Origin of the sequence: Bacillus cereus group sp. BfR-BA-01382 (assembly GCF_022663475.1) — a bacterium.
Taxonomy (GTDB): Bacteria; Bacillota; Bacilli; order Bacillales; family Bacillaceae_G; genus Bacillus_A; species Bacillus_A thuringiensis_S.
In genome coordinates this window covers 1-22321 of the sequence record NZ_JAKUFQ010000092.1, presented here as the reverse complement: position 1 = coordinate 22321, position 22321 = coordinate 1, and the positions used below count along the sequence as shown (strand labels likewise).

Here is a 22321-nt window from a genome sequence, read left to right as displayed (position 1 = left end):
TGGATCTTGCTCCGGATTGTCAGTAACAGGTTTAGCTACTGGATCTTGCACTTGTTTATTAGTATCCTGTTTGGTGCCATCTTCTTTAGAGTCTTCTACCTGAACAGGAACTGATATAGGTTGAACGATTGTTCCTAAAGGAAAAGCGATTTGAACTGATTTTTCTCCAGTTTTTAAAGTTGAGTTAAACACGGTATCAACTTTAATTTTTCCTTTAGCGTCTTTCAAATTTTCTACTTGATCATTAAATATCAATTTTAATTTATTATCTTTAGCTGTTATAAAATATTGACCAATATTTTTTTGATCTGTTACTAAATCCCCTTGCAAATCTTTAGATACTTTTAATGCAAGTGGTATTTGAACTACTGCTGTATCATTTGCATGTGCAACTTGTTGATCCTTTATTGACCAAGCGTATTCTACTTGAATGGTTGATCCTATCTTTATTAAGTTGTTAGGATTTTTTGCTTCGTCAATAATATGATTCGTTGCATCTTTCATTTCAACAGTGTCAAATAAGGAATCTCCTGTTAAGGTTTCCGCTTTTACTTGATTGTATGGAAAACTAGCAAGCTGCGAAAATAGTACGAATACAATTAAACATACATTGAAAAGTTTTTTCATTTTTCCTCCTCTGAACATTCATTTGTCCATTGGGGACTTATTCCACATGAACAAATGGAATATTAAAAGTATTTGTTATAAGCTATTTGTTTTTGCTATCCCTCCGTTTCTATACGCGTTCTCAGACAAACTGGGTTATGTTCAAAGTAATATTATTTAACGTAAAACAAAATGTATATTTACACAGTTATTTGGAAATATACACAATTCGACAAAAAATGTCGAAAAAAATACTGATATAAAGAATGATATCAGACCTTTATATGTGAGATAGTTTTCATGTATATCTAGTAAAAAAGAATGGTTATAAAGGTAAGTTTTACGATACATACTAACCAAGGTAGTGTATCCCCTTGTGAAGGCTTATTTTTGCCTTAAAGTTATGTGGAAATAAAAATCTAGATAGGGTTGTTTTTGGTCAGAATGAAGACAATATGTACTTTGAAAATAGTCATCTATTTTGTCTAAAGAGAGTTGTACGATTAGTGGACCGAAGTTGAAAGACGATAGTTTCTTACATTGTTAGAGGAATATAAGGATTACAGAATATTCGACTAACCCGTTACTACGGTCATTTTTGAGACTGTTTAAACAATAAAAAAGAAGGTGTTTTCCTCCTTAGCTACAATATCTTTTTAGTAAAGATAAGCTTAAGTAACCTCCGCTAAAGATTATATACTTAAATGATAAAGAGTTCAACAATAGTTCACATATTTTCCCAAAATTAAAAAACGGCTGTTTTATGTGGAATAAATCTACAAAACAGCCGTTTTTTTATATTAGATTTCTGTTAAGATTATTGGTTCGCCGCGTGTTACGACAACGGTATGTTCACATTGTGCAACAAGACTTTTATCAGGTGTAATGAATGTCCAACCGTCGTCACCACGCTCAATAATATGATCAGCTTTCATAGATATGAACGGTTCTACAGCGATAACAAGACCGTCTTTTAGAAGCGTATTATCCATTGGATCATAGTAGCTTAAAATGTGATTTGGTGCTTCATGTAAGCTAAGACCAATGCCGTGACCAGTTAAGTTTTGAATAACATTGTATCCACTTTTATGTGCGAAGTTTGAAACAGCACGACCAATTTGATTTTGTTTTGAGCCAGCTTTAACCTTTTTCATTGCTGCCCAAAATGCATCAACCGCTGCTTGGCAAAGCTTTTCTTTTGCCTCGTCTTCTCCAAGTACAAATGAAATACCTGTATCAGCATAATAGCCATCAAGTGCAGCAGATACATCGACGTTTACTAAATCGCCTTCTTTTAATACACGATCTCCTGGAATACCATGAGCAACTTCTTCATTTACACTAATGCAAGTTACACCTGGAAAATCATATTCTTTTTCAGGTGCAGAAATAGCACCATGCTCATCTAATACTTTTTTACCGATCAAATCAAGCTCTTTCGTTGTCATACCTGGCTTCGCTTGTTTTTTCATTTCTTCACGTGCAAGCGCAACGATGCGGCCGATTTTTCGTAAGCCTTCTAAATCTTGTTCATTACGAATAATCATGAAAACCACTGTCCTTCCTCGAATATATATCTTATCCGATTGTATCATGTTTATTTTCGTCCTGCTACTTGCTTGCGGTATGCGGGCTGATTCCTCTCACAAGGAATATATGACAATTGTCATATCGATGTCATGACGTATCATACTGTTTCCTAAGTTTTCCAGGTAATACAATGTAAATATAAGAAACAGTGGGGGTGGAGAGATGGAAAAGATTATTGAAGTAAATGGTGTTTCTAAAACATTTAAACATAAAAAAGCAGTAAATAACGTTTCATTTCACGTGGATAAAGGAGAAATAGTAGCATTACTTGGACCAAATGGTGCGGGGAAGACGACGATAATTTCGATGATGCTTGGATTAAAAGATCCTACAGAAGGTACGGTTTCTATATTTGGAAAGAGTCCAAAGCAGAGAGGCGTTCGTAATAATCTTGGGGCAATGTTACAAGAAGTAAGTGTGATTGATAGCATTACAGTGGAAGAGGCAATAGAGCTATTCCGCAGTTATTATAAGAATCCTGTAGCGAAAGAAACGTTACTGCAGTTATCAAATTTAGAATCAGAGCGAAAGCAAAGATGTGAGAAATTATCAGGTGGGCAAAAAAGAAGGTTAAACTTTGCGCTTGCACTTGCGGGAAATCCGGATTTGTTATTTTTAGATGAGCCGACAGTCGGAATGGATATTACGTCTCGAAGAACGTTTTGGGAAACGATTCGAAAGTTAGCAAGTGAAGGGAAAACGATTATTTTAACGACGCATTATTTAGAAGAAGCAGATGCTTTAGCGAATCGTATCTTATTATTTGCGAACGGAAAGATTATCGCAGATGGTACACCAGACGAAATGAAAGCAACGATTTCGAGAAAAACAATCACATTTTATTCGAAGGAAAGCATTCCTACAAAATTACTAAAGGAATTACCAAATGTAACAGAAGTAAAGTCAAACGAAGGACGCTTCATTTTAACAACGGAGGATACGGATGCAACTTTAAAAGCCATTTATCAAAGGAATTTACCTGTAATAGATGTTTCAGTTGAACGTGGAAGCCTTGATGAAGCATTTGAACAGTTTGTCGCAAATCAGAAGGAGGAAATCGCATGAGAGCGTTATGGATGCAATGCAAAATAGAAATTTTACGTACATTCCGCAATAAATTATTTATTTTTTTCTCATTATTAATGCCTGTTATGTTTTACTACATTTTTACAAATGTTGTTCAAGTACCACAAAACGGAGATGCGTGGAAGGCACACTATTTAATTTCGATGGCAACTTTCAGCATTGTAGGGACTGCACTCTTTAGTTTCGGTGTGAGACTTTCTCAGGAAAGAGGGCAAGGGTGGACACATCTTCTAAAAATTACACCGCTTCCAGAGGGAGCATATTTAACAGCAAAAATTATCGCTCAAACAGTAGTAAATGCTTTTTCAATATTAGTTATCTTTATTGCAGGGATACTAATTAATCATGTTGAGTTAACGGTAGGGCAATGGATTGGTGCGGGGCTATGGTTATTGTTAGGGGTAACACCATTTTTAGCATTAGGAACAGTAATAGGTTCCATTAAGAAGGCGGACGCAGCTGCTGGCTTAGCAAATATTTTAAATATGAGTTTAGCTATAGTTGGCGGGTTATGGATGCCGATTGAAGTATTCCCCAAAATATTAAGAACGATTGGTGAGTGGACACCGACATACCATTTCGGAAGTGGTGCGTGGGATATTGTAGCTGGAAAACCAATTGGATGGGAAAATATCACGGTATTAGGAGGTTATTTCCTTATATTTGTTGTAGTATCAATATATATAAGAAAAAGACAGGAAGCGGTATAAATGATAGAGAAAAAGAGGATTGAGGTTTTTCCGAAACATATGGGGTTCTTTCCGTATATGTGGTTTGTTTATCTATTATTTCCAATTTATCACTTAGCGCAGGCATCAGGATGGAAGCTTGTAATAGGAAGCGGTATGTTGATAATTTTTATCGTCACATACCGTCAGCTTTATTTTGTTCAGAAAACGTTTGTTTTTTGGGCTTGTATTCAAATGGTACTCATCTTTTTATTTGCTTTATTTTATAATCCTTTTATGATATTTTTTGGCTTTTTCACAGCAAGTGCGATGGGATTTGCGCCAAATAAGAAAGTATTTCGAGTGCTGTTATGTTCGTTAGTTATAATGCTTGGAGCATTTTTATTTGTAAATATGAATCAACTAACAACTACAAGTTTAGTAAATATCGTTCCGATGTTTATTTTAATGCTTCTTACGCCATTTGGTATGCGCAATTTTAATCAGAAAAAGATGTTAAAGAACCAACTGAATGAAGCAAACGAGCAAATTAAAGACTTAGTAAAGCGTGAAGAACGGCAGCGGATTGCGAGAGATCTTCATGACACATTAGGGCATACGTTATCTCTTATTACTTTGAAAAGCCAGCTTGTAGAGAAGTTAATTGTGAAAAATCCAGAGCGTGCAAGTGTGGAAGCGAAGGAAATTACACAAACGTCTCGTACAGCCTTAAAGCAGCTGAGAGAATTAATTTCTGATATGCGTATGATTACGGTAGAAGAAGAGCTAGAGCAAATAAAGGCAATCTTACAAGCAGCTAATATTGAATTAAAAGTGAGGCAAGAAGCAAGCTCGAGCTCGTTATCACCAATTGAACAAAATATTGTCGGGATGTGTTTACGTGAGGCCGTTACAAATGTTGTAAAACATAGTAAGGCAAAGCGGTGTGCAGTTTCTGTATTAGAATCGCAAGGTGAGCTGATTTTGAAAGTAGAAGATAACGGAATTGGTTTAACAGATCAAAATCATGATGGAAATGGTATCCGCGGCATGAAAGAACGAATTGCTCTTATTGATGGATTTGTTGAACTAGGTACAATCAATCCAGGGACGTTGTTAACAGTAAAAGTTCCAGTTGTTATTAGAACAGGAAAAGATGAGGTGAGGGCATGATTCGAATTATTATTGCAGAAGATCAACGGATGCTTCGTGGTGCATTAGGTGCCTTACTTGATCTAGAAGATGATATCGAAGTAATTGGGCAAGCGGCAAACGGGGAAGAGGCGCTAAAATTAATTGAATCGTTAAAACCGGATATCAGTATTATGGATATTGAAATGCCAATTCAAAGTGGATTAGATGTTGCTGAAGCGTTAAAGAAAGAAAAATCACCATGTAAAGTTATGATTTTAACAACATTTGCACGGCCAGGATATTTTGAAAGAGCAATGAAAGCTGGCGTGCACGGCTATTTATTAAAAGATAGCCCAAGTGAAGATTTAGCAGCAGCAATTCGTAATGTAATGAAGGGGAAACGAGAGGTCTCCCAAGAGTTAATGTTCGGTCTATGGCAGGAGCAAAATCCGTTGTCAGATCGCGAAAAGGAAGTATTGTTGCTTGCGAAAGAAGGAAAGACGGCAAACGAAATTGCGAAGGCACTTTATCTTTCACCGGGTACAGTACGTAATTATATTTCTGAAGTATTAACGAAGCTCGATGCGAAAAATAGAATTGAGGCAATTACAATTGCGGAAGAAAAGGGTTGGATATAAGAAGAAGTTTACCTAAGAGGAGTAAACTTCTTCTTCTTTGTTATTGTACTTCTATTACCTTATTTACTTTTTGTAACGACTTGTAACCATGTGCTTCAAATGCCTTTGCAAATTCATTTGATACGGCAGTGCCATATAAATCTTTTGCAGCTTGTACGATGTGAGATTGAAGTGATTCAAAGTCTTCAGCGGAAGTTGCATAATTTTGCAATGCACGCATAACAACTTTGCTTACTTTTTCATTGCCTTGTTTTTGAACAGCAACACCGTTATATGTTTTACCTTCAGCTAATTGATATAATACGTGACTGATAATACCAGAATTCACGTGTGATTCTTGATTATTACCATCATTATAGAAATCTTTTAAATTTGTATATAATTTATGACCGCCGTCACCAATTTCCCTTGGGATATCACGAATTGTTAGGCCACCTAATGTATCGCCCATAATCCAGTTTCCTTTATCTTTCTTTACGTAATATTCGATTTGTGTACCCCAGAAATCCGCTAATCCCTCGTTTAGTGCAGATGTTTCAGCGCTTGGATATCTCACGACTTTATTTTTCGTCGTGCCACTGAATACAGCATGTCCAAATTCATGAGCTGTTACATCAAGAGCTGATGTTAGTTTGCCGTCTAAACCATCACCAAATACCATTTGGTTCCAAGCGGGATGCCAAAACGCATTTACATAGTCTTCTTTTATACCATCACTAACTTCAGTAGAATCAAAACCGTGTACACTAGCAACAACTTTTGAATCTTTATTATCGTAACTTTTTAGATTATGTTCTTTCTTAAAGTAATCATAAATATCACTCATGTTCTTCATAGCGCCCGCGGCTTCTTTATCTGCAAAATTAGGAGTGCTACTTGAAATTAGTGTCCCTGGATAACCAGCTTGACTATATCCCCCGAGGGAATCGGCGTAGTTTGCATTATAAATATAAATACCATTTCCGCGTGATAAATCCGCTAAATAAAATTTCCCATCAGTTCCTTTGGCAATATTGAAAGAGATGTTTTCTTGAAGTGCATTTTTCCCAGTTCCTTGCTCACTTGCAGTGGATAATCTAGGTGATGTTACTTGATTTATAGTCTTATTCTCTTTGTTTTTAATGAATTTTTCTTGGAAAAGTACTTCACCAGTTTTTAGATCAACGATAGCATTGCCATTTATAATTTGTTCATTGTTTTCATAAGTAAATGTAATAACAGTTGCGAATGTATAATAGCCATCTTTTTTCTTATAAACAACGGTTTCGCTAGAGAATTCTGTCTCAACCGCATCACTTGGAATTTGAACTATATCGCGTAATTTAGATTTCACTTCATTTTTCGACAAAAAATTTGTTATAGTAAGATTAGGTTGTTGATTTAAATTTTGAACAACTTTACCACTAACAGTTGTGATCACTCCATTTTTATCTACTTTTACAATGAGATCTTGGCCATATACTTTATAGTTTTTATATGTTTGTGCAAGGCGAACTTCGGTTTGATTTTCTTTGGTTTCTTTATTTGTAGGTTGGAAATCTACATTTTTTTCAGTAGTGACTTGTTCTTGTTGAGCTTTAGCCCCATCTACCTCACCTTTTAAATACTTTTTAGCAATATTTTCTTTCGTATCATTTTGAGGTTGTGTTAATTTCCCGATTGTTAAACCAGGCTGAGCAATTTCAACTTTGACTGCACTTTTGTCTAATTCTTGAGCATGAATAGCTTCTGTTGATAAAGGGTAAAGAAGACCGAATGTAACGAAAGCACTGGCAAGTTTTCTATAATTCATCTATAACACTCCTAATCTATTATTGTATGTGAGATGAATTGTATGAAAAATTTGCCGAATTTTATATATATTATGCATTATTTCATATCAAAAATTGTCGAATGCACATTATTGTAGTGGTATGACAACTTAAAAAATTAGATTGTTATAATGGGATGGTGAGTAAGTATGCAAGCAGAGAAATTAGGAAGTGAAATTAAAAAAATTAGAGTGTTAAGAGGACTAACACAAAAACAGTTATCCGAGAACATATGTCATCAATCGGAAGTAAGCAGAATTGAATCGGGTGCAGTATACCCAAGTATGGATATATTGCAAGGTATTGCAGCGAAATTACAAATTCCCATTATTCATTTTTATGAGGTACTCATTTATTCGGATATTGAAAGAAAAAAACAGTTTAAAGATCAAGTCATTATGCTTTGTAAGCAAAAAAGATATAAAGAAATTTATAATAAAGTATGGAATGAGCTGAAAAAGGAAGAATATCATCCTGAATTCCAGCAATTTCTTCAATGGCAATATTATGTAGCTGCTTACGTGTTGAAAAAAGTCGATTACGAATATTGTATTTTAGAATTAAAGAAATTGCTCAATCAACAATTGACAGGAATTGATGTATATCAGAATCTTTATATTGAAAACGCAATTGCAAACATTTATGCTGAAAATGGCTATTTGAAGAAGGGTATTGATTTATTTGAACAAATATTAAAACAATTAGAGGCATTGCATGATAATGAAGAATTTGACGTGAAGGTAAGGTATAATCATGCAAAAGCATTATACTTAGATAGTCGATATGAAGAATCACTTTATCAAGTAAATAAAGCGATTGAAATATCATGCCGAATTAATAGTATGGCATTAATTGGACAGCTATATTATCAAAGAGGTGAATGCCTAAGGAAGTTGGAGTATGAAGAGGCAGAGATTGAAGATGCATATAAGAAGGCAAGTTTCTTTTTTGATATATTAGAAATGCATGCATATAAAGAAGCGCTCGTAAATAAAATCAGCAGATAAACAACCTAAAAAGTGGATATGCATAATTGCATACAATGTGAATAAATTTTCATGATATATTAAAAGTAAAAAATGTGGGTGATGGAATATGAAGAAATTACTTATTGGTAGTTTATTAACGTTAGCAATGGCATGGGGTATTTCATTAGGTGATACAACATTAGAGAAAAGTCAAATAATTTCTCATAATGATCAAGAGGTACAAGTAGCTGCAGATTTACCTTTTGAGTTTTAAAAAACAACCGCCTTATTTAGACGGTTGTTTTTTTATGGAGTAACATCCAAACGTCTTTACTAGAAACAGGTTTGCTAATAAAGAATCCTTGAATGTGATCACAATTTTGTCTATGTAAAAATTCCCATTCTTCTTCCGTTTCTACACCTTCTGCAATCACTTCTAAATTTAGTTCTTTTGATAGTGTAATAATGGAAGAGACAATTGCTTCTTCTAAAGGACTATTTGTAATTCCACAAATAAACTCTCGAGCAATTTTTAATGTGTTGATTGGATATTTTGTTAAATAAGCTAAAGAACTATAACCAGTTCCAAAGTCATCGATTGAAATTTGAATGCCGAGATTTTGAAGCTGTTCTAGTTTTGCAACTACAGATTGATTTTGATTAATTGCGATGCTTTCCGTAATTTCAATATCTAGTGCTTCTGGTTTCAGTTCTGTTTCTTCTAACACCTTTGAAATAGTTGGGATTAAATCAGCATGGTTAAATTGAACAACAGATAAATTCACACCAACTTTTAAGTGAGAAAAACCTTGATTATGCCATCTTTTTGCCTCTAAACAGGCAGTACGTAAAATCCAATTACCAAGTTCAATAATAAAACCAGTTTCCTCTGCTAGAGGAATAAATTGGGCAGGAGATACGATACCGAGTTTTGGATGCTTCCAACGTATTAATGCTTCAAAACCGATAATTTCTTTTGTTTTTGTGCTTACTTGTGGTTGGTATTCAAGGAAAAATTCATTTTGTTGTAATGCTTTTGAAAGTTCACCTTCTAAGAATTGAATTTCATTTTGAGCGATACTCATTTCTTTTGAGAAGAAAACAAATCTGTTTTTTCCATTTGCCTTCGCACGGTACATAGCCATATCAGCATTTTTCATTAACTCATTTACATCAGTTCCATAATCAGGATACATCGCAATTCCGATACTCGGTGTAATAGAGAGTTCTTCGCCTTGAATGAAGAATGGTTTGTTTAAAATAGTTAAAATCTGTTCAGCTATAAAAATTGCACTTTTTTCTGAGTACATTTCTGGTAATAGAATGGTAAACTCATCTCCACCTTGGCGAGCGACGACATCTTTTGAACGCAAGCAACCGCGTAGTCTGTTTGCTACTTCAATTAATAATAAATCTCCGACGTCATGACCAAGTCTATCGTTAATTTTTTTAAATCGATCTAAATCAAGGAACATGACGGCGACATCATTTGCGTTAGTTTGGGCTGTATTCAAAATGGCTTTTAAATCTTTTTCGAACTTTCGGCGATTTGGTAATCCAGTAAGTGCATCGTGAAAGGCTAAATGTTCTACTTGTTTTTGTTTTTCATATAAAGTGGTAATATCACGCGCTATCCCAAACATTCCGACCACTTCTTTGTTTATAAAAGTAGGGATAAGTGTAATATGGAGATAATAATAATAGCCTTCTTGTTCTTTTGTACGAACTTCTAACGTTTGTGGCTTACCTTCCTTTGTAATTTGTAAAGCCTTCTTAAGTAGTTCGTGGTCTTTTGAATCAATGAAGTGTACCAGAGAATAGCTTGCCACTTCGCAATAATAGGCAGTAAATAAGCTTTCGCATGCCTTATTAGATTGTTGAAAAATGCCATTCATATTTAAAGAGAAAACGGCATCGGGATGATCTTCGAATAAAGATTTATAGCGTTGTTCACTTTTTGATAATGCAAATGCACCTTCTTCAACTTCGCCCTCTAGTTGTGTAGTCAACTGTTCATATGTATGGATTAGTGCTTGATTATCTTTCCACATGTAAAGTTGCCGCAAGAATAACAAAATAAGTGATAACACGAGGCCGATTAACATGAATTTATCATCCCAAGGTTGAATGATAATAAAAGAAAAAGTAATAATTATACTAAAATAAGGTAGTATAAAACGTATATAATCGAATCGATAATATTTTGCTTTCGTTTCATGCTGCATTGGTTTATCCAAAATATATAGTATGGAAGAAAGTCCAATTAATAAAATAGAAGCAGTGTGTATTAAATAATTAATTTCAGCGGAAGTTTTCATCCCAAAATTCAATTGAAACAGATGAATATAACCGTATACGAGTATAATAGTGAAACCGATAATTAATGCGATTCTACTAGAAGAATATTGTTCTCTTCTATATAGGCTAATAACGGCGTAAATTACTAATGATTGTGCAATAAAATACCCAATTAAAATCCAAGTGTCCTTTGTTAACATGCGGAAGCTTGAAATATCTAAGATAAAAGTTAAGGTGAAATAAATGTTCATAATAATAATAAAGATGCTATCGAATGAGAATTGAGAAAGTCCCTTAATAGAGTAATTTTTTATAAACTTTATAGCAAATCCAACAAAGAGCAAAATATATTGTATGATAAAAAAAGGTAATGCTTTATATGAAAATATAGATTGATTATGCATGGAAATCGAACTAAGAAATAGGGTTATCTCCATAACTAATCCACATAGGCAAGTGCATAGTAATAAAATCCAAAATAGTTTATCACTGCGTTTCATTTTTTTAATAGCTTTATATAAACAGTGGCAAGAAAAAAGTGCAGCAAAACAGAATAAGAAAAGAATCCCAATTTCCTTTATATGCGACTCATTTGGAATAAAGAGTATCCAAAGAGCAAATATAGATATGTATATTATGACAAATTGTACATACTTTTTTTGATTAATCATATTATGACTCCGTTTCAATAAAGTTGAATCTCGGGGGAATGCTAATTTAAATAATAGCATATAAAATAGGATGTTTTTTACTATAAAAATTACTTTTTTGAAAAAATGGTGCAAAGTTACAATTTACCACTGTAACATTGCACCACTTATTCTTTTAATGCCTCTTATAGCAGAAAGTTCATCTATTAATCGGAATAGTGCTAAGTCTTTTTGTTTACTTTCAATCATAATATCGAAATTATGATTGTTTTTTTTTGCAACGTGTAAGAAGGGCTTAATAAACTCTAAATCGATATATTCAGCATGAGCCCTAAATTCTTTTTCCGATCTTGGGGAGGAAATGTGAACTTTAGGAGAGATATTTGTATGTGACCAAGTTTCAAAAATTGCAGGAAGCAACTCTTCTAGTGGTTGCTCGCAAAGATTGGCCATATGATGATGATAATCAAATACAAATGGGATATTTTCTTTTTGGCAAATTGATAAAGTTTCAGAAGTTGTATACGTTTTATCATCGTTTTCAAGGGTCATTTGTTTTTTTATATGTGCAGGAAGTTTTTTTATGTTTTCATGGAAGCGCTCAATTGCCTTTTCTTTATTTCCATAGGCTCCACCTACATGAATATTAATGTAAGAAGAATCTGCAATGCCTATAGCATCCAATATTTTATAATGATAAGTCATATCCGTAATAGCGTTAGTAGTAATATGTGGCTTGTCACTTGTAAATAAAGTAAATTGATTTGGATGAAAACTTATTCGTAAATTGTGTTCTTTAATTAAAGCCCCTATTTTACGCCAAAGTGGTGTGAATACCCCAATATAGTCAAACTCGACTTCGGGATGTGTTGCAAGTGGGACGATGGAAGACGATAGGCGATATAGCGGGATTTCATGCGCTATATTGTAATGAAGGATACGTATTGTGTGCTCTAAATTTTGCCTTATAACATGGTACAATTTGTCTTCTCGCTCTTGTTTGCTGAGTTTCTTAAAGCTTGTAAACGTCATTGTTTTGGCAGGAGAACAGTCCCAGAGTGCCATTGCATGTGAGACATATCCAAACCGCATAATCATATGAGATACACCTCTTTTATTCATTGTCTTTCCTATAAAAAGAAAGCAAGCATTGTTCCAATCCATTCTTTTCCTCTATCGATAAGAGAAGGTGGGTTTACATCGCTATAGGAAAGTACGGATGCATTCTCTAGATCTTCATGGAATTTATTTTTTACTGTTCGAATGAAATGTTTATTATATAACAGGCAGTTTATTTCATGGTTAATATATAAACTTCTCATATCAAAGTTTGCTGTTCCAATATCACAAATATCATCATCCACTATAATAATTTTGGCGTGAAAAAAACCTTGTTGAAATGCGTAAATATTGCAACCAGCCTGTATTAATTTTCGGCAGTACGGGAATTTTGCTTCTCGAACGAGAGGGTGATCAGCTTTTTCTGGAACGAGAATTGTGATTTGAACCCCTCTCTCTCTTGCTTTTAATAAGGCATTCATAATTTTTTTTCCAGGAATGAAATATGGTGTACCAATACAGATTTCTTTTTTTGCTCCGTTAATTAAATGTAAAAAAGTATGCTGTAAATAAGCACCATCAGTCGGAATAAATTGATGCATTATGGTACCTGGGTTTTGTTTTGGAAAATAAAGAGAAACATCCAATAAATTCTGTTTCGTATCATCAAACCAGTCATGCAAAAATTGCTTTTGTAAATCTTGAACCCCTTCTCCTGTAAGACGTAAATGATAGTCTCGCCATAATCCTAAATATTCATTATGCCCTAGATACTCTTCGCCGATATTAAAGCCCCCGATATAGCCAGTTTTCCCATCAATCACTGTAATTTTTCTATGATTTCTTTGATTGGCAGAAAAGAAAAGTAGAGGAAATTTTATCTTATGACAAAATGAAAAAGATACACCATGTTTTCGCAGGGAGCGAATAGCTTCGTTTGATAAATAATGGCTGCCAAATCGATCAAGTAAAAGTCGTACTTCAATTCCTTCCTGAGCCTTATCAATCAGCAACTTTAAAAATTCACGACTGATTTTATCGTTTTTTACAATGAAGAATAAAATATGAATGTGGTGCTGTGCTTGTTTTATATCAGTAAATAAGGCGTCATACAAATCTTTCCCGTATGTATAAAGGTGAAAATCACTTTGACGTAAAGGGAAAGTGCGAGAGCTTACCCGCTTTAAATGAAGAAGTCTCCCGTATGAAAGGTCAATTGTAATCCAAAGAGCAACGGATATTAACAAAAGAGATAAGTAGAGCATCAGTGAATTCCCTCCTTCGCATTCTTTTCACCTTCAGTGTGTTACAAATGATACGGGTAGCACGGTTGTTATTATAAATTTCATCAGAGGATAGTATGTCGCACTGATTAAAGTTTCACTTTATCCCGCTTTAACGGGCAGTAAGCTTCCTGCTTCAAAAATTGATGAATAAGTAGAAATTAGTTTGGAAATCAACTGCCCGTAAAAGCCCGATTGGTTCAACTAATAATCAGTGGGGGATGAACCACCCCTACAGATTAAAGTTTCACTTTATAGTTTCACCGAAATAAACAGCTTTATGAAAAAATGTGTTGTTCTATAACAAAAAACTGTTGACTGAATGCTCACTCATTATATAATGGGGGTAGGGGATATAATTCAGAAAATTATATATTTTTGAAGATTCTAAAAAGAAAGAGGGCTTACAAAGAGAGGGGTAGCATAAAAATGAATAGCTTACTGATCATTAATTGGCTGGCTGCCATTGCTGTTATTGCTTATGCAGGATATTTGTTTGTATATCTTATACGGACGAGAATAGCCTACATACAATTAGGAAAAAAAATTGAATTTGACCGTCGTTTTAAAGAGCGTTGGGATCTTCTTAAGGTCAATGTTTTCGGTCAGAAAAAGCTGCTGAAAGATAAGAAAAGCGGCATCATTCACGTTATGTTCTTTTACGGATTTATTCTTGTCCAATTTGGAGCAATTGACTTCGTTTGGAAAGGACTCGCACCAGGATCACATCTTCCACTTGGACCACTATACCCTGCATTTACATTCTTCCAGGAAATTGTCACACTTGTTATTTTAATTGCAGTATTTTGGGCTTTTCATAGACGTTATGTAGAAAAGCTTGTTCGTTTAAAACGTAACTTCAAATCAGGTCTTGTTCTTATCTTTATCGGTGGTTTAATGATCTCTGTGCTACTTGGTAACGGTATGGGACTTATATGGCATGGCGAGGAGCTTTCATGGAGTGAACCAATTGCTTCTGCAATCGCTTACGTTTTTAGCGGGATAAATGAAACCGTAGCCATTTCAGTGTTCTATTTCTCTTGGTGGGTGCATTTACTAATTTTGTTAACGTTTTTAGTGTATGTTCCACAATCAAAACATGCGCATTTAATTGCGGGACCAGCTAATGTATTTTTCGGTCGTATTTCAAATCCAGGGAAGCTTGAAAAGATTGATTTTGAAGATGAAACACAAGAAACATTTGGTGTTGGTAAAATTGAAGACTTTAGACAAAATCAACTTATTGACTTATACGCTTGTGTAGAGTGTGGCCGTTGTACAAATATGTGTCCAGCAACAGGCACAGGGAAAATGTTATCGCCGATGGACTTAATATTAAAACTTCGCGATCATTTAACTGATAAAGGGGCTGCGGTAACATCAAAAGCACCGTGGGTTCCAGTAGTTGCCTTCAATAATACACAAGGAAATCAGTTAGCGATGATGGCAGCTGGAAAAGGACAACAAGAATCAGCGGCTACAACGCTCGCTTACGATCCGAGTTTAATCGGAGATGTTATTACAGAAGAAGAGATTTGGGCATGTACAACGTGTCGTAACTGTGAAGATCAATGTCCAGTTATGAATGAGCATGTTGACAAAATTATTGATTTACGTCGATATCTCGTTTTAACAGAAGGAAAAATGGACGCGGAAGCACAACGCGCGATGACAAACATCGAGCGTCAAGGAAATCCGTGGGGTCTGAACCGTAAAGAGCGTGAAACATGGCGCCAAGGTGATGACGAAGTAACAGTTCCAACTGTAAAAGAAAAATCAAAAGCTGGTGAGGAATTCGAGTATTTATTCTGGGTTGGTTCAATGGGATCATACGACAACCGTAGTCAGAAGATTGCAATATCATTTGCGAAGTTAATGAACGAAGCAGGCATTTCATTCGCAATTCTCGGTAATAAAGAAAAGAATTCTGGAGATACACCACGTCGCCTCGGAAATGAATTTGTATTCCAAGAGATGGCTACAAAGAATATCGAAGAATTTGAAAAGGCAGGAGTGAAGAAAATCGTTACGATTGATCCTCATGCTTATAACACATTTAAAAATGAGTATCCGGACTTTGGCTTGCAAGCAGAAGTCTATCATCATACAGAATTGTTAGCCCAGTGGGTGAAAGAAGGGCGTTTAAAGCCTGTTCATGCTATTGAAGAAACAGTTACGTACCATGATTCCTGTTATTTAGGAAGATACAACGAAGTGTACGAAGCGCCACGTGACATTTTGAAAGCGATTCCTGGAGTGAATCTTGTAGAAATGGCACGTAACCGTGAGACTGGAATGTGTTGTGGCGCAGGTGGTGGCTTAATGTGGATGGAAGAAACAACAGGCTCTCGTATTAACGTTGCTCGTACAGAACAAGCATTAGCTGTACAGCCATCCATTATCGGTACAGGTTGTCCATATTGCTTAACGATGATCAGTGATGGCACGAAAGCGAAAGAGGTAGAAGAAAAAGTTCAAACTCTTGATGTGACAGAGATTTTAGAACGATCTGTTATCGGACAGAAAAAAGAAGCGATGTAGTTTATAAGAATGTATACAACTTTAGAAAGAGGTGCAATGATTGCACCTCTTCTCAACGTAGGGATACCGAGCGAGCGCTCAGTGTTAAAAAATGAAATGGGGGAAAGAAACATGAGTAAAACAGTTATTTTAAGTGCTGCAAGAACACCAGTTGGAAAATTCGGAGGATCTTTAAAAGATGTAAAAGCGACGGAACTTGGAGGAATTGCAATTAAAGCAGCGCTTGAAAGAGCAAATGTTGCAGCTAGTGATGTTGAAGAAGTTATATTTGGAACGGTTATTCAAGGTGGACAGGGACAAATTCCATCGCGCCAAGCTGCAAGGGCTGCAGGAATCCCTTGGGAAGTGCAGACGGAAACAGTCAATAAAGTTTGTGCATCAGGCCTTCGTGCGGTTACGTTAGCGGATCAGATTATTCGTACTGGCGATCAATCACTGATTGTAGCTGGTGGTATGGAGTCGATGAGTAACAGTCCTTACATTTTACGCGGAGCAAGATGGGGATACAGAATGGGCAACAACGAAGTTATTGATTTAAACGTTGCTGACGGTTTAACATGCGCATTTTCAGGTACACACATGGGTGTTTATGGCGGAGAAGTTGCGAAGGAAGATGGAATTTCTCGCGAAGCGCAAGATGAATGGGCATATCGTAGCCATCAGCGTGCGGTTTCAGCGCATAAAGAAGGACGTTTTGAAGAGGAGATCGTTCCAGTAACGATCCCGCAAAGAAAAGGCGATTCTATTGTCGTTGCAAAGGATGAGGCGCCACGTGAAGATACAACGATTGAAAAGTTAGCAAAGTTAAAACCTGTATTTGATAAGACAGCGGCGGTGACAGCTGGTAATGCGCCAGGCTTGAACGATGGTGGTGCCGCACTTGTATTAATGAGCGAAGACAGAGCGAAGCAAGAAGGAAGAAAGCCATTAGCGACAATTTTGGCGCATACAGCAATTGCAGTGGAATCTAAAGATTTCCCAAGAACGCCAGGTTATGCAATTAACGCATTGCTTGAAAAAACAGGCAAGACAATTGAAGATATCGATTTATTCGAGATTAATGAAGCATTTGCAGCGGTAGCAATTGCAAGTACAGAAATCGCAGGAATTGATCCAGAAAAATTGAATGTAAATGGCGGCGCAGTAGCGATGGGACATCCAATTGGAGCAAGCGGAGCGCGCATTATCGTTACACTAATCCATGCGCTTAAGCAGCGCGGCGGCGGAATTGGAATTGCTTCGATTTGTAGCGGTGGCGGTCAAGGGGACGCAGTGATGATTGAAGTTCACTAATTAAAGTTCGAGGGTATAAAATTTATTAACAATTAAGGGGGAAGAAAAAATGGGTGTACAAAACATTGTTGTAATTGGTGCAGGGCAAATGGGATCAGGAATTGCACAAGTATGTGCAATGGCAGGATATGACGTGAAGGTACAAGATTTAAAACAAGAGCAATTAGATAGAGGTTTGGCTATCATTACGAAAAACTTAGCGCGCCAAGTAGAAAAAGGACGCATGAAGGAAGAAGAGAAGGAAGCGACATTAAATCGTCTTACAGTAACGCTTGATTTAGATTGTGTGAAAGAAGCGGATCTTATTATTGAAGCAGCTGTTGAGAAAATGGATATTAAAAAGAAAATCTTTGCGAATCTAGATGAAATTGCTCCAGAACACGCAATTTTAGCGACGAATACGTCATCTCTGCCAATTACAGAAATTGCAGCGGTAACGAAGCGTCCGGAAAAAGTAATCGGTATGCACTTTATGAATCCAGTTCCAGTTATGAAGCTTGTTGAGATTATTCGTGGTTTGGCTACAGTTGATGCGGTATATGAAGCAATTGAAGATATTACGAAAAAAATTGGGAAAGTACCAGTTGAAGTAAATGATTTCCCAGGTTTTGTATCAAACCGCATTTTGTTACCGATGATTAACGAAGCAATTTATACGTTATATGAAGGTGTAGCGACGAAAGAAGCAATTGATGAAGTAATGAAGCTGGGTATGAACCATCCGATGGGGCCTTTGACGCTCGCTGATTTTATCGGTTTAGATACGTGTTTATACATTATGGAAGTGTTGCATGAAGGATTAGGAGATAGTAAATATCGCCCATGTCCGTTATTACGTAAGTATGTGAATGCAGGATGGTTAGGTCGTAAAACAGGTCGTGGATTCTACGTTTACGAATAAATTCCCCCTTTGTTACAAAATAGTGGTCTTACCAAATTGTTAAAAGGATATATAGCAAATGGAGGCGGAGTATATGAACTTTCGTTTTAATGAAGAGCAGCAAATGATGAGGAAAATGGTTCGGGATTTTGCACAGAAGGAAATAGCTCCCTTTGTTCCTAGTATGGAACAAGGGGTGTTCCCAAAAGAGGTTTTACAAAAGATGGGTAATCTTGGATTAATGGGGATTCCAGCGCCTGCAAAATACGGCGGGGCAGAAATGGATTTTATTTCTTACATTCTAGCAATTGAGGAAATCTCAAAGGTAAGTGCAACAGTTGGTGTAATTTTAGCTGTACATACGTCAGTTGGAATGAATCCGATTTTATATTTCGGAACAGAAGAACAGAAGAAAAAATATGTTTCTAAACTTGCAACCGGGGAATATTTAGGCGCATTTGCTTTAACAGAGCCAAATGCAGGATCGGATGCAGGGAGTTTGAAATCAAGAGCTGTAAAAAAAGGCGATCATTATATTATTAATGGATCGAAAGTGTTTATTACAAATGGTGGTGAAGCAAGTACGTACATTGTATTCGCTTCTACAAATCCAGATGCAGGAAAAAGTGGTATTTCTGCATTTATAGTAGAGAAAGATACACCTGGTTTAATCATCGGAAAAGATGAACATAAGATGGGGCTTCTCGGTTCTCGTACGGTACAACTTACTTTTGAAGATATGAAAGTGCCAGCTGAGAATTTACTTGGGGAAGAAGGACAAGGATTCAAGGTGGCAATGGCGAATTTAGATGTTGGGCGAATTGGAATCGGTGCACAGGCGTTAGGAATTGCTGAAGCGGCGCTTGCATGTGCGATTGATTATGCAAAAGAACGAGAGCAATTTGGGAAACCAATTGCGGCGCAGCAAGGGATTGGCTTCAAACTTGCAGATATGGCAACAAGTGTCGAAGCAGCAAGGTTACTCGTATATAGAGCGGCGTCTCTTAGGGCACAAGGATTACCATGCGGTAAAGAAGCATCTATTGCGAAATTATTTGCTTCTAAGACAGCGGTTGAAGTCGCGATTGAGGCGGTGCAAGTATTTGGTGGTTACGGTTATACGAAAGACTATCCAGTAGAACGATTTTTCCGTGATGCGAAAATCACGCAAATATATGAAGGAACAAGTGAAATACAGAAACTTGTTATTAGCCGTGCTTTATAAAAGGGCGAGGGGGAGACGGAGATGCATTTTAAACTATCAGAAGAACATGAAATGATAAGAAAAATGGTTCGAGATTTTGCTAAAAATGAAGTAGCACCAACAGCAGCTGAGCGTGATGAGGAAGAGAGATTTGATCGAGAGTTATTTGATCAAATGGCAGAGCTTGGTTTAACCGGTATTCCGTGGCCTGAAGAATACGGAGGAATTGGAAGCGATTACTTAGCATACGTAATTGCTATTGAAGAATTATCTCGAGTTTGTGCTTCAACAGGTGTAACACTATCTGCACATACTTCACTTGCGGGATGGCCAATTTTTAAATTTGGGACAGAAGAACAAAAGCAAAAGTTTTTACGACCGATGGCTGAAGGGAAGAAAATTGGTGCATACGGCTTAACGGAGCCAGGATCTGGATCGGATGCTGGTGGAATGAAGACAATCGCAAAGAGAGATGGCGACCATTATATTTTAAATGGATCAAAAATTTTCATTACAAATGGCGGTATTGCTGATATTTATGTTGTTTTTGCGCTAACTAATCCTGAATCGAAGCAGCGCGGTACGAGTGCATTTATTGTAGAAAGTGATACACCGGGATTTTCAGTTGGGAAGAAGGAGAGCAAGCTAGGGATTCGCTCTTCACCAACGACTGAAATTATGTTTGAAGATTGCCGTATTCCTGTAGAGAATCTACTTGGAGAAGAGGGGCAAGGATTTAAAGTTGCGATGCAAACATTAGATGGAGGTCGTAACGGTATTGCGGCGCAAGCTGTTGGTATTGCACAAGGGGCTTTAGATGCTTCTGTAGAATATGCAAGGGAGCGCCATCAATTTGGAAAGCCAATTGCGGCGCAGCAAGGGATTGGCTTTAAACTTGCGGATATGGCAACAGATGTAGAAGCGGCACGCCTTTTAACATATCAAGCGGCTTGGCTTGAATCAGAAGGGCTTCCGTATGGAAAAGAATCAGCGATGTCAAAAGTATTTGCGGGGGATACAGCGATGAAGGTGACGACTGAAGCGGTGCAAGTATTTGGTGGTTACGGTTATACGAAAGATTATCCAGTAGAGCGTTATATGCGAGATGCAAAGATTACACAAATATATGAAGGAACACAAGAGATTCAGAGGCTTGTAATTTCTCGTATGTTAACGAAGTAGGAACGAAAGCGTAGGTATTTTCCTACGCTTTTTCCTTCCAAAAAATAATAGAGAGAGGTGAAGGTAATGGTTAAACATAATGTACATGCATCGGTGAAAGATGAAAAATTAGTTGCGTTAAGACGTGAACAAATGATTAAAGGTGCGGTGCAACTGTTTAAACAAAAAGGATTTCCGCGTACAACAACGAGAGAGATTGCAAAAGCGGCGGGATTTAGTATAGGGACACTTTATGAGTACATTCGTACAAAAGATGATGTTTTGTATTTAGTTTGTGATAGTATATATGAACATGTAAAAGAACGATTAGAGGAAGTAGTATGTACAGAAAAAGGGAGTATAGAAAGTTTAAAGATAGCGATAACGAATTACTTTAAAGTGATGGACGAATTACAAGAAGAAGTATTAATTATGTATCAAGAAGTACGTTTTTTACCGAAAGAATCTCTCCCATATGTATTAGAAAAAGAGTTTCAAATGGTAGGAATGTTTGAGGATATTTTAGAACAGTGTACGGAAAATGGAACGTTTATATTAAATAAAAAAGAAATACAGCTTCTTGCACATAATATTTTTATACAAGGACAAATGTGGGGGTTTAGACGCTGGGCGCTGCAAAAACTGTATACGCTTGAAGAATATACAGAAATGCAAATTAGGTATGTGTTGCAAGGTGCCCATATGCTTCCGAAATAAGGAACAGACAAATTATTAATTTTATTACCATATAAAAGTTTCCCGTTTTTTTTGTAGCATATTTGTGCGACTTTTGTTTATAATGAATAGTATGGATTTTTTTAAGCAGACCGTTATATATAAGGTTATATTTGATGAAAGGAAGTGCCGCATAAGTGAATTTTAAGCAATATTCACCAGAAGAGCTAAAAGAATGTTCAATGATTGAAGTTGTACATAGCGTTTTAGGGGATAAAAGACAAGCAACGACATTCAACGAGTTGGTTCAAGAAATCGCTCAAGTGCTGGGACTATCTCAAGAGCAAGTTAATGCGAAACTCGCACAATTTTATACAGATTTAAACATCGATGGACGTTTCATTAATTTAGGAGAAAATCGTTGGGGACTACGCAGCTGGTACCCATATGAGCAAATTGATGAAGAAATCTTACCGCAGCCAAAACCGAAGAAGAAACGTAAAGTTGAAGAAGACGGTTTTGACGACTACATTGAAGAAGATGAAGATGACTTTGACGATGCAGACGGAAATGCAGACGAAGAAGATGATGTAGAAGATTTGGACAAGGTTCTTGAAGAAGAAGACGGAGATGACGACGATCTTGATGATTTAGAAGAAGATGAAGAAGAACTGTAGTTCTTGACTTTTCATTATCGTCCATGTAGAATCATTTTTGGGCTCTTTAAAAAAGGACGATAATACTTTTAAAGTTTAAATATAAAAGAAAATTGCTCC

The 22321-nt window shown here is 36.3% G+C and carries 19 protein-coding genes; 13 read left to right on the top strand and 6 right to left on the bottom strand.

The window, feature by feature from the left end; genetic code table 11:
• Together MR160_RS26195 and map are read right to left on the bottom strand one after the other, a co-directional pair.
• Window positions 1-627 (bottom strand): Ig-like domain-containing protein (locus tag MR160_RS26195; protein ID WP_241676175.1); only part of this gene is annotated, 627 nt, incomplete at its 3' end.
• Window positions 628-1406: 779 nt separating this feature from the next.
• Window positions 1407-2201, bottom strand: coding sequence for a type I methionyl aminopeptidase (map, locus tag MR160_RS26190; RefSeq protein WP_002083543.1), 795 nt, complete (start codon window positions 2199-2201; stop codon window positions 1407-1409).
• A 157-nt stretch (window positions 2202-2358) separates the two neighbouring features.
• Between map and MR160_RS26185 the strand changes: the two genes are divergently transcribed.
• Genes MR160_RS26185 through MR160_RS26170 form a run of 4 tightly spaced genes read left to right on the top strand, consistent with a single transcriptional unit; the run spans window position 2359 to window position 5722 of the window.
• Window positions 2359-3261: an ABC transporter ATP-binding protein gene (locus tag MR160_RS26185; protein WP_000411117.1), complete on the top strand. Its 903-nt coding sequence runs from the start codon at window positions 2359-2361 to the stop codon at window positions 3259-3261.
• Window positions 3258-3992, top strand: coding sequence for an ABC transporter permease (locus tag MR160_RS26180; RefSeq protein ID WP_242298436.1), 735 nt, complete (start codon window positions 3258-3260; stop codon window positions 3990-3992). The genes MR160_RS26185 and MR160_RS26180 overlap by 4 nt, the downstream gene beginning before the upstream one ends.
• Complete coding sequence (locus MR160_RS26175; protein ID WP_242298435.1) at window positions 3993-5123, top strand: sensor histidine kinase; 1131 nt, start codon at window positions 3993-3995, stop codon at window positions 5121-5123.
• Complete coding sequence (locus tag MR160_RS26170) at window positions 5120-5722, top strand: response regulator transcription factor (RefSeq protein ID WP_000619243.1); 603 nt, start codon at window positions 5120-5122, stop codon at window positions 5720-5722. The genes MR160_RS26175 and MR160_RS26170 overlap by 4 nt, the downstream gene beginning before the upstream one ends.
• A 40-nt stretch (window positions 5723-5762) precedes the next feature.
• On the opposite strand, the gene MR160_RS26165 is transcribed toward MR160_RS26170, so the two are convergent.
• Window positions 5763-7514, bottom strand: coding sequence for a M4 family metallopeptidase (locus tag MR160_RS26165; protein WP_001109525.1), 1752 nt, complete (start codon window positions 7512-7514; stop codon window positions 5763-5765).
• 168 nt (window positions 7515-7682) lie between these two features.
• Here MR160_RS26165 and MR160_RS26160 point away from each other — a divergent pair, with 168 nt between their 5' ends.
• Window positions 7683-8540, top strand: a complete 858-nt coding sequence (locus tag MR160_RS26160) for a helix-turn-helix domain-containing protein (RefSeq protein WP_001147494.1) — start codon at window positions 7683-7685, stop codon at window positions 8538-8540.
• Window positions 8541-8628: 88 nt separating this feature from the next.
• A complete protein-coding gene (locus tag MR160_RS26155; protein WP_000734733.1) occupies window positions 8629-8775 on the top strand; it encodes a quorum-sensing peptide PapR in 147 nt (48 codons plus the stop codon).
• Window positions 8776-8791: 16 nt separating this feature from the next.
• Here the strand turns inward: MR160_RS26155 and MR160_RS26150 are convergent, their stop codons facing one another.
• From MR160_RS26150 to cls, 3 genes are all read right to left on the bottom strand, one after another.
• Window positions 8792-11470, bottom strand: a complete 2679-nt coding sequence (locus MR160_RS26150) for a DUF4084 domain-containing protein (protein WP_002162962.1) — start codon at window positions 11468-11470, stop codon at window positions 8792-8794.
• A gap of 123 nt (window positions 11471-11593) precedes the next feature.
• Window positions 11594-12547: a UV DNA damage repair endonuclease UvsE gene (uvsE, locus tag MR160_RS26145; RefSeq protein ID WP_014895365.1), complete on the bottom strand. Its 954-nt coding sequence runs from the start codon at window positions 12545-12547 to the stop codon at window positions 11594-11596.
• 32 nt (window positions 12548-12579) lie between these two features.
• The gene (cls, locus tag MR160_RS26140; protein WP_000966425.1) at window positions 12580-13773 is read right to left on the bottom strand and encodes a cardiolipin synthase; all 1194 of its coding nucleotides are present in this window, start codon (window positions 13771-13773) and stop codon (window positions 12580-12582) included.
• A gap of 447 nt (window positions 13774-14220) precedes the next feature.
• Between cls and MR160_RS26135 the strand changes: the two genes are divergently transcribed.
• From MR160_RS26135 to rpoE, 7 genes are all read left to right on the top strand, one after another.
• Window positions 14221-16332: a (Fe-S)-binding protein gene (locus tag MR160_RS26135; RefSeq protein ID WP_001086753.1), complete on the top strand. Its 2112-nt coding sequence runs from the start codon at window positions 14221-14223 to the stop codon at window positions 16330-16332.
• 9 nt (window positions 16333-16341) lie between these two features.
• Window positions 16342-17625 (top strand): acetyl-CoA C-acetyltransferase, encoded by a 1284-nt coding sequence (locus MR160_RS26130; RefSeq protein ID WP_002083553.1) that lies wholly within the window; start codon window positions 16342-16344, stop codon window positions 17623-17625.
• 49 nt (window positions 17626-17674) lie between these two features.
• On the top strand, window positions 17675-18526 hold the full coding sequence (locus tag MR160_RS26125) for a 3-hydroxybutyryl-CoA dehydrogenase (protein ID WP_242298433.1): 852 nt from the start codon (window positions 17675-17677) through the stop codon (window positions 18524-18526).
• Window positions 18527-18599: 73 nt separating this feature from the next.
• Window positions 18600-19730: an acyl-CoA dehydrogenase gene (locus tag MR160_RS26120; protein ID WP_001011191.1), complete on the top strand. Its 1131-nt coding sequence runs from the start codon at window positions 18600-18602 to the stop codon at window positions 19728-19730.
• Window positions 19731-19751: 21 nt separating this feature from the next.
• Window positions 19752-20891 (top strand): acyl-CoA dehydrogenase AcdA, encoded by a 1140-nt coding sequence (gene acdA / locus MR160_RS26115; RefSeq protein ID WP_000545547.1) that lies wholly within the window; start codon window positions 19752-19754, stop codon window positions 20889-20891.
• Between the two features lie 66 nt (window positions 20892-20957).
• Window positions 20958-21587, top strand: a complete 630-nt coding sequence (locus MR160_RS26110) for a TetR/AcrR family transcriptional regulator (RefSeq protein ID WP_000238594.1) — start codon at window positions 20958-20960, stop codon at window positions 21585-21587.
• Window positions 21588-21742: 155 nt separating this feature from the next.
• Window positions 21743-22222, top strand: coding sequence for a DNA-directed RNA polymerase subunit delta (gene rpoE, locus MR160_RS26105; protein ID WP_481746739.1), 480 nt, complete (start codon window positions 21743-21745; stop codon window positions 22220-22222).
• Window positions 22223-22321: the final 99 nt, after the last annotated feature.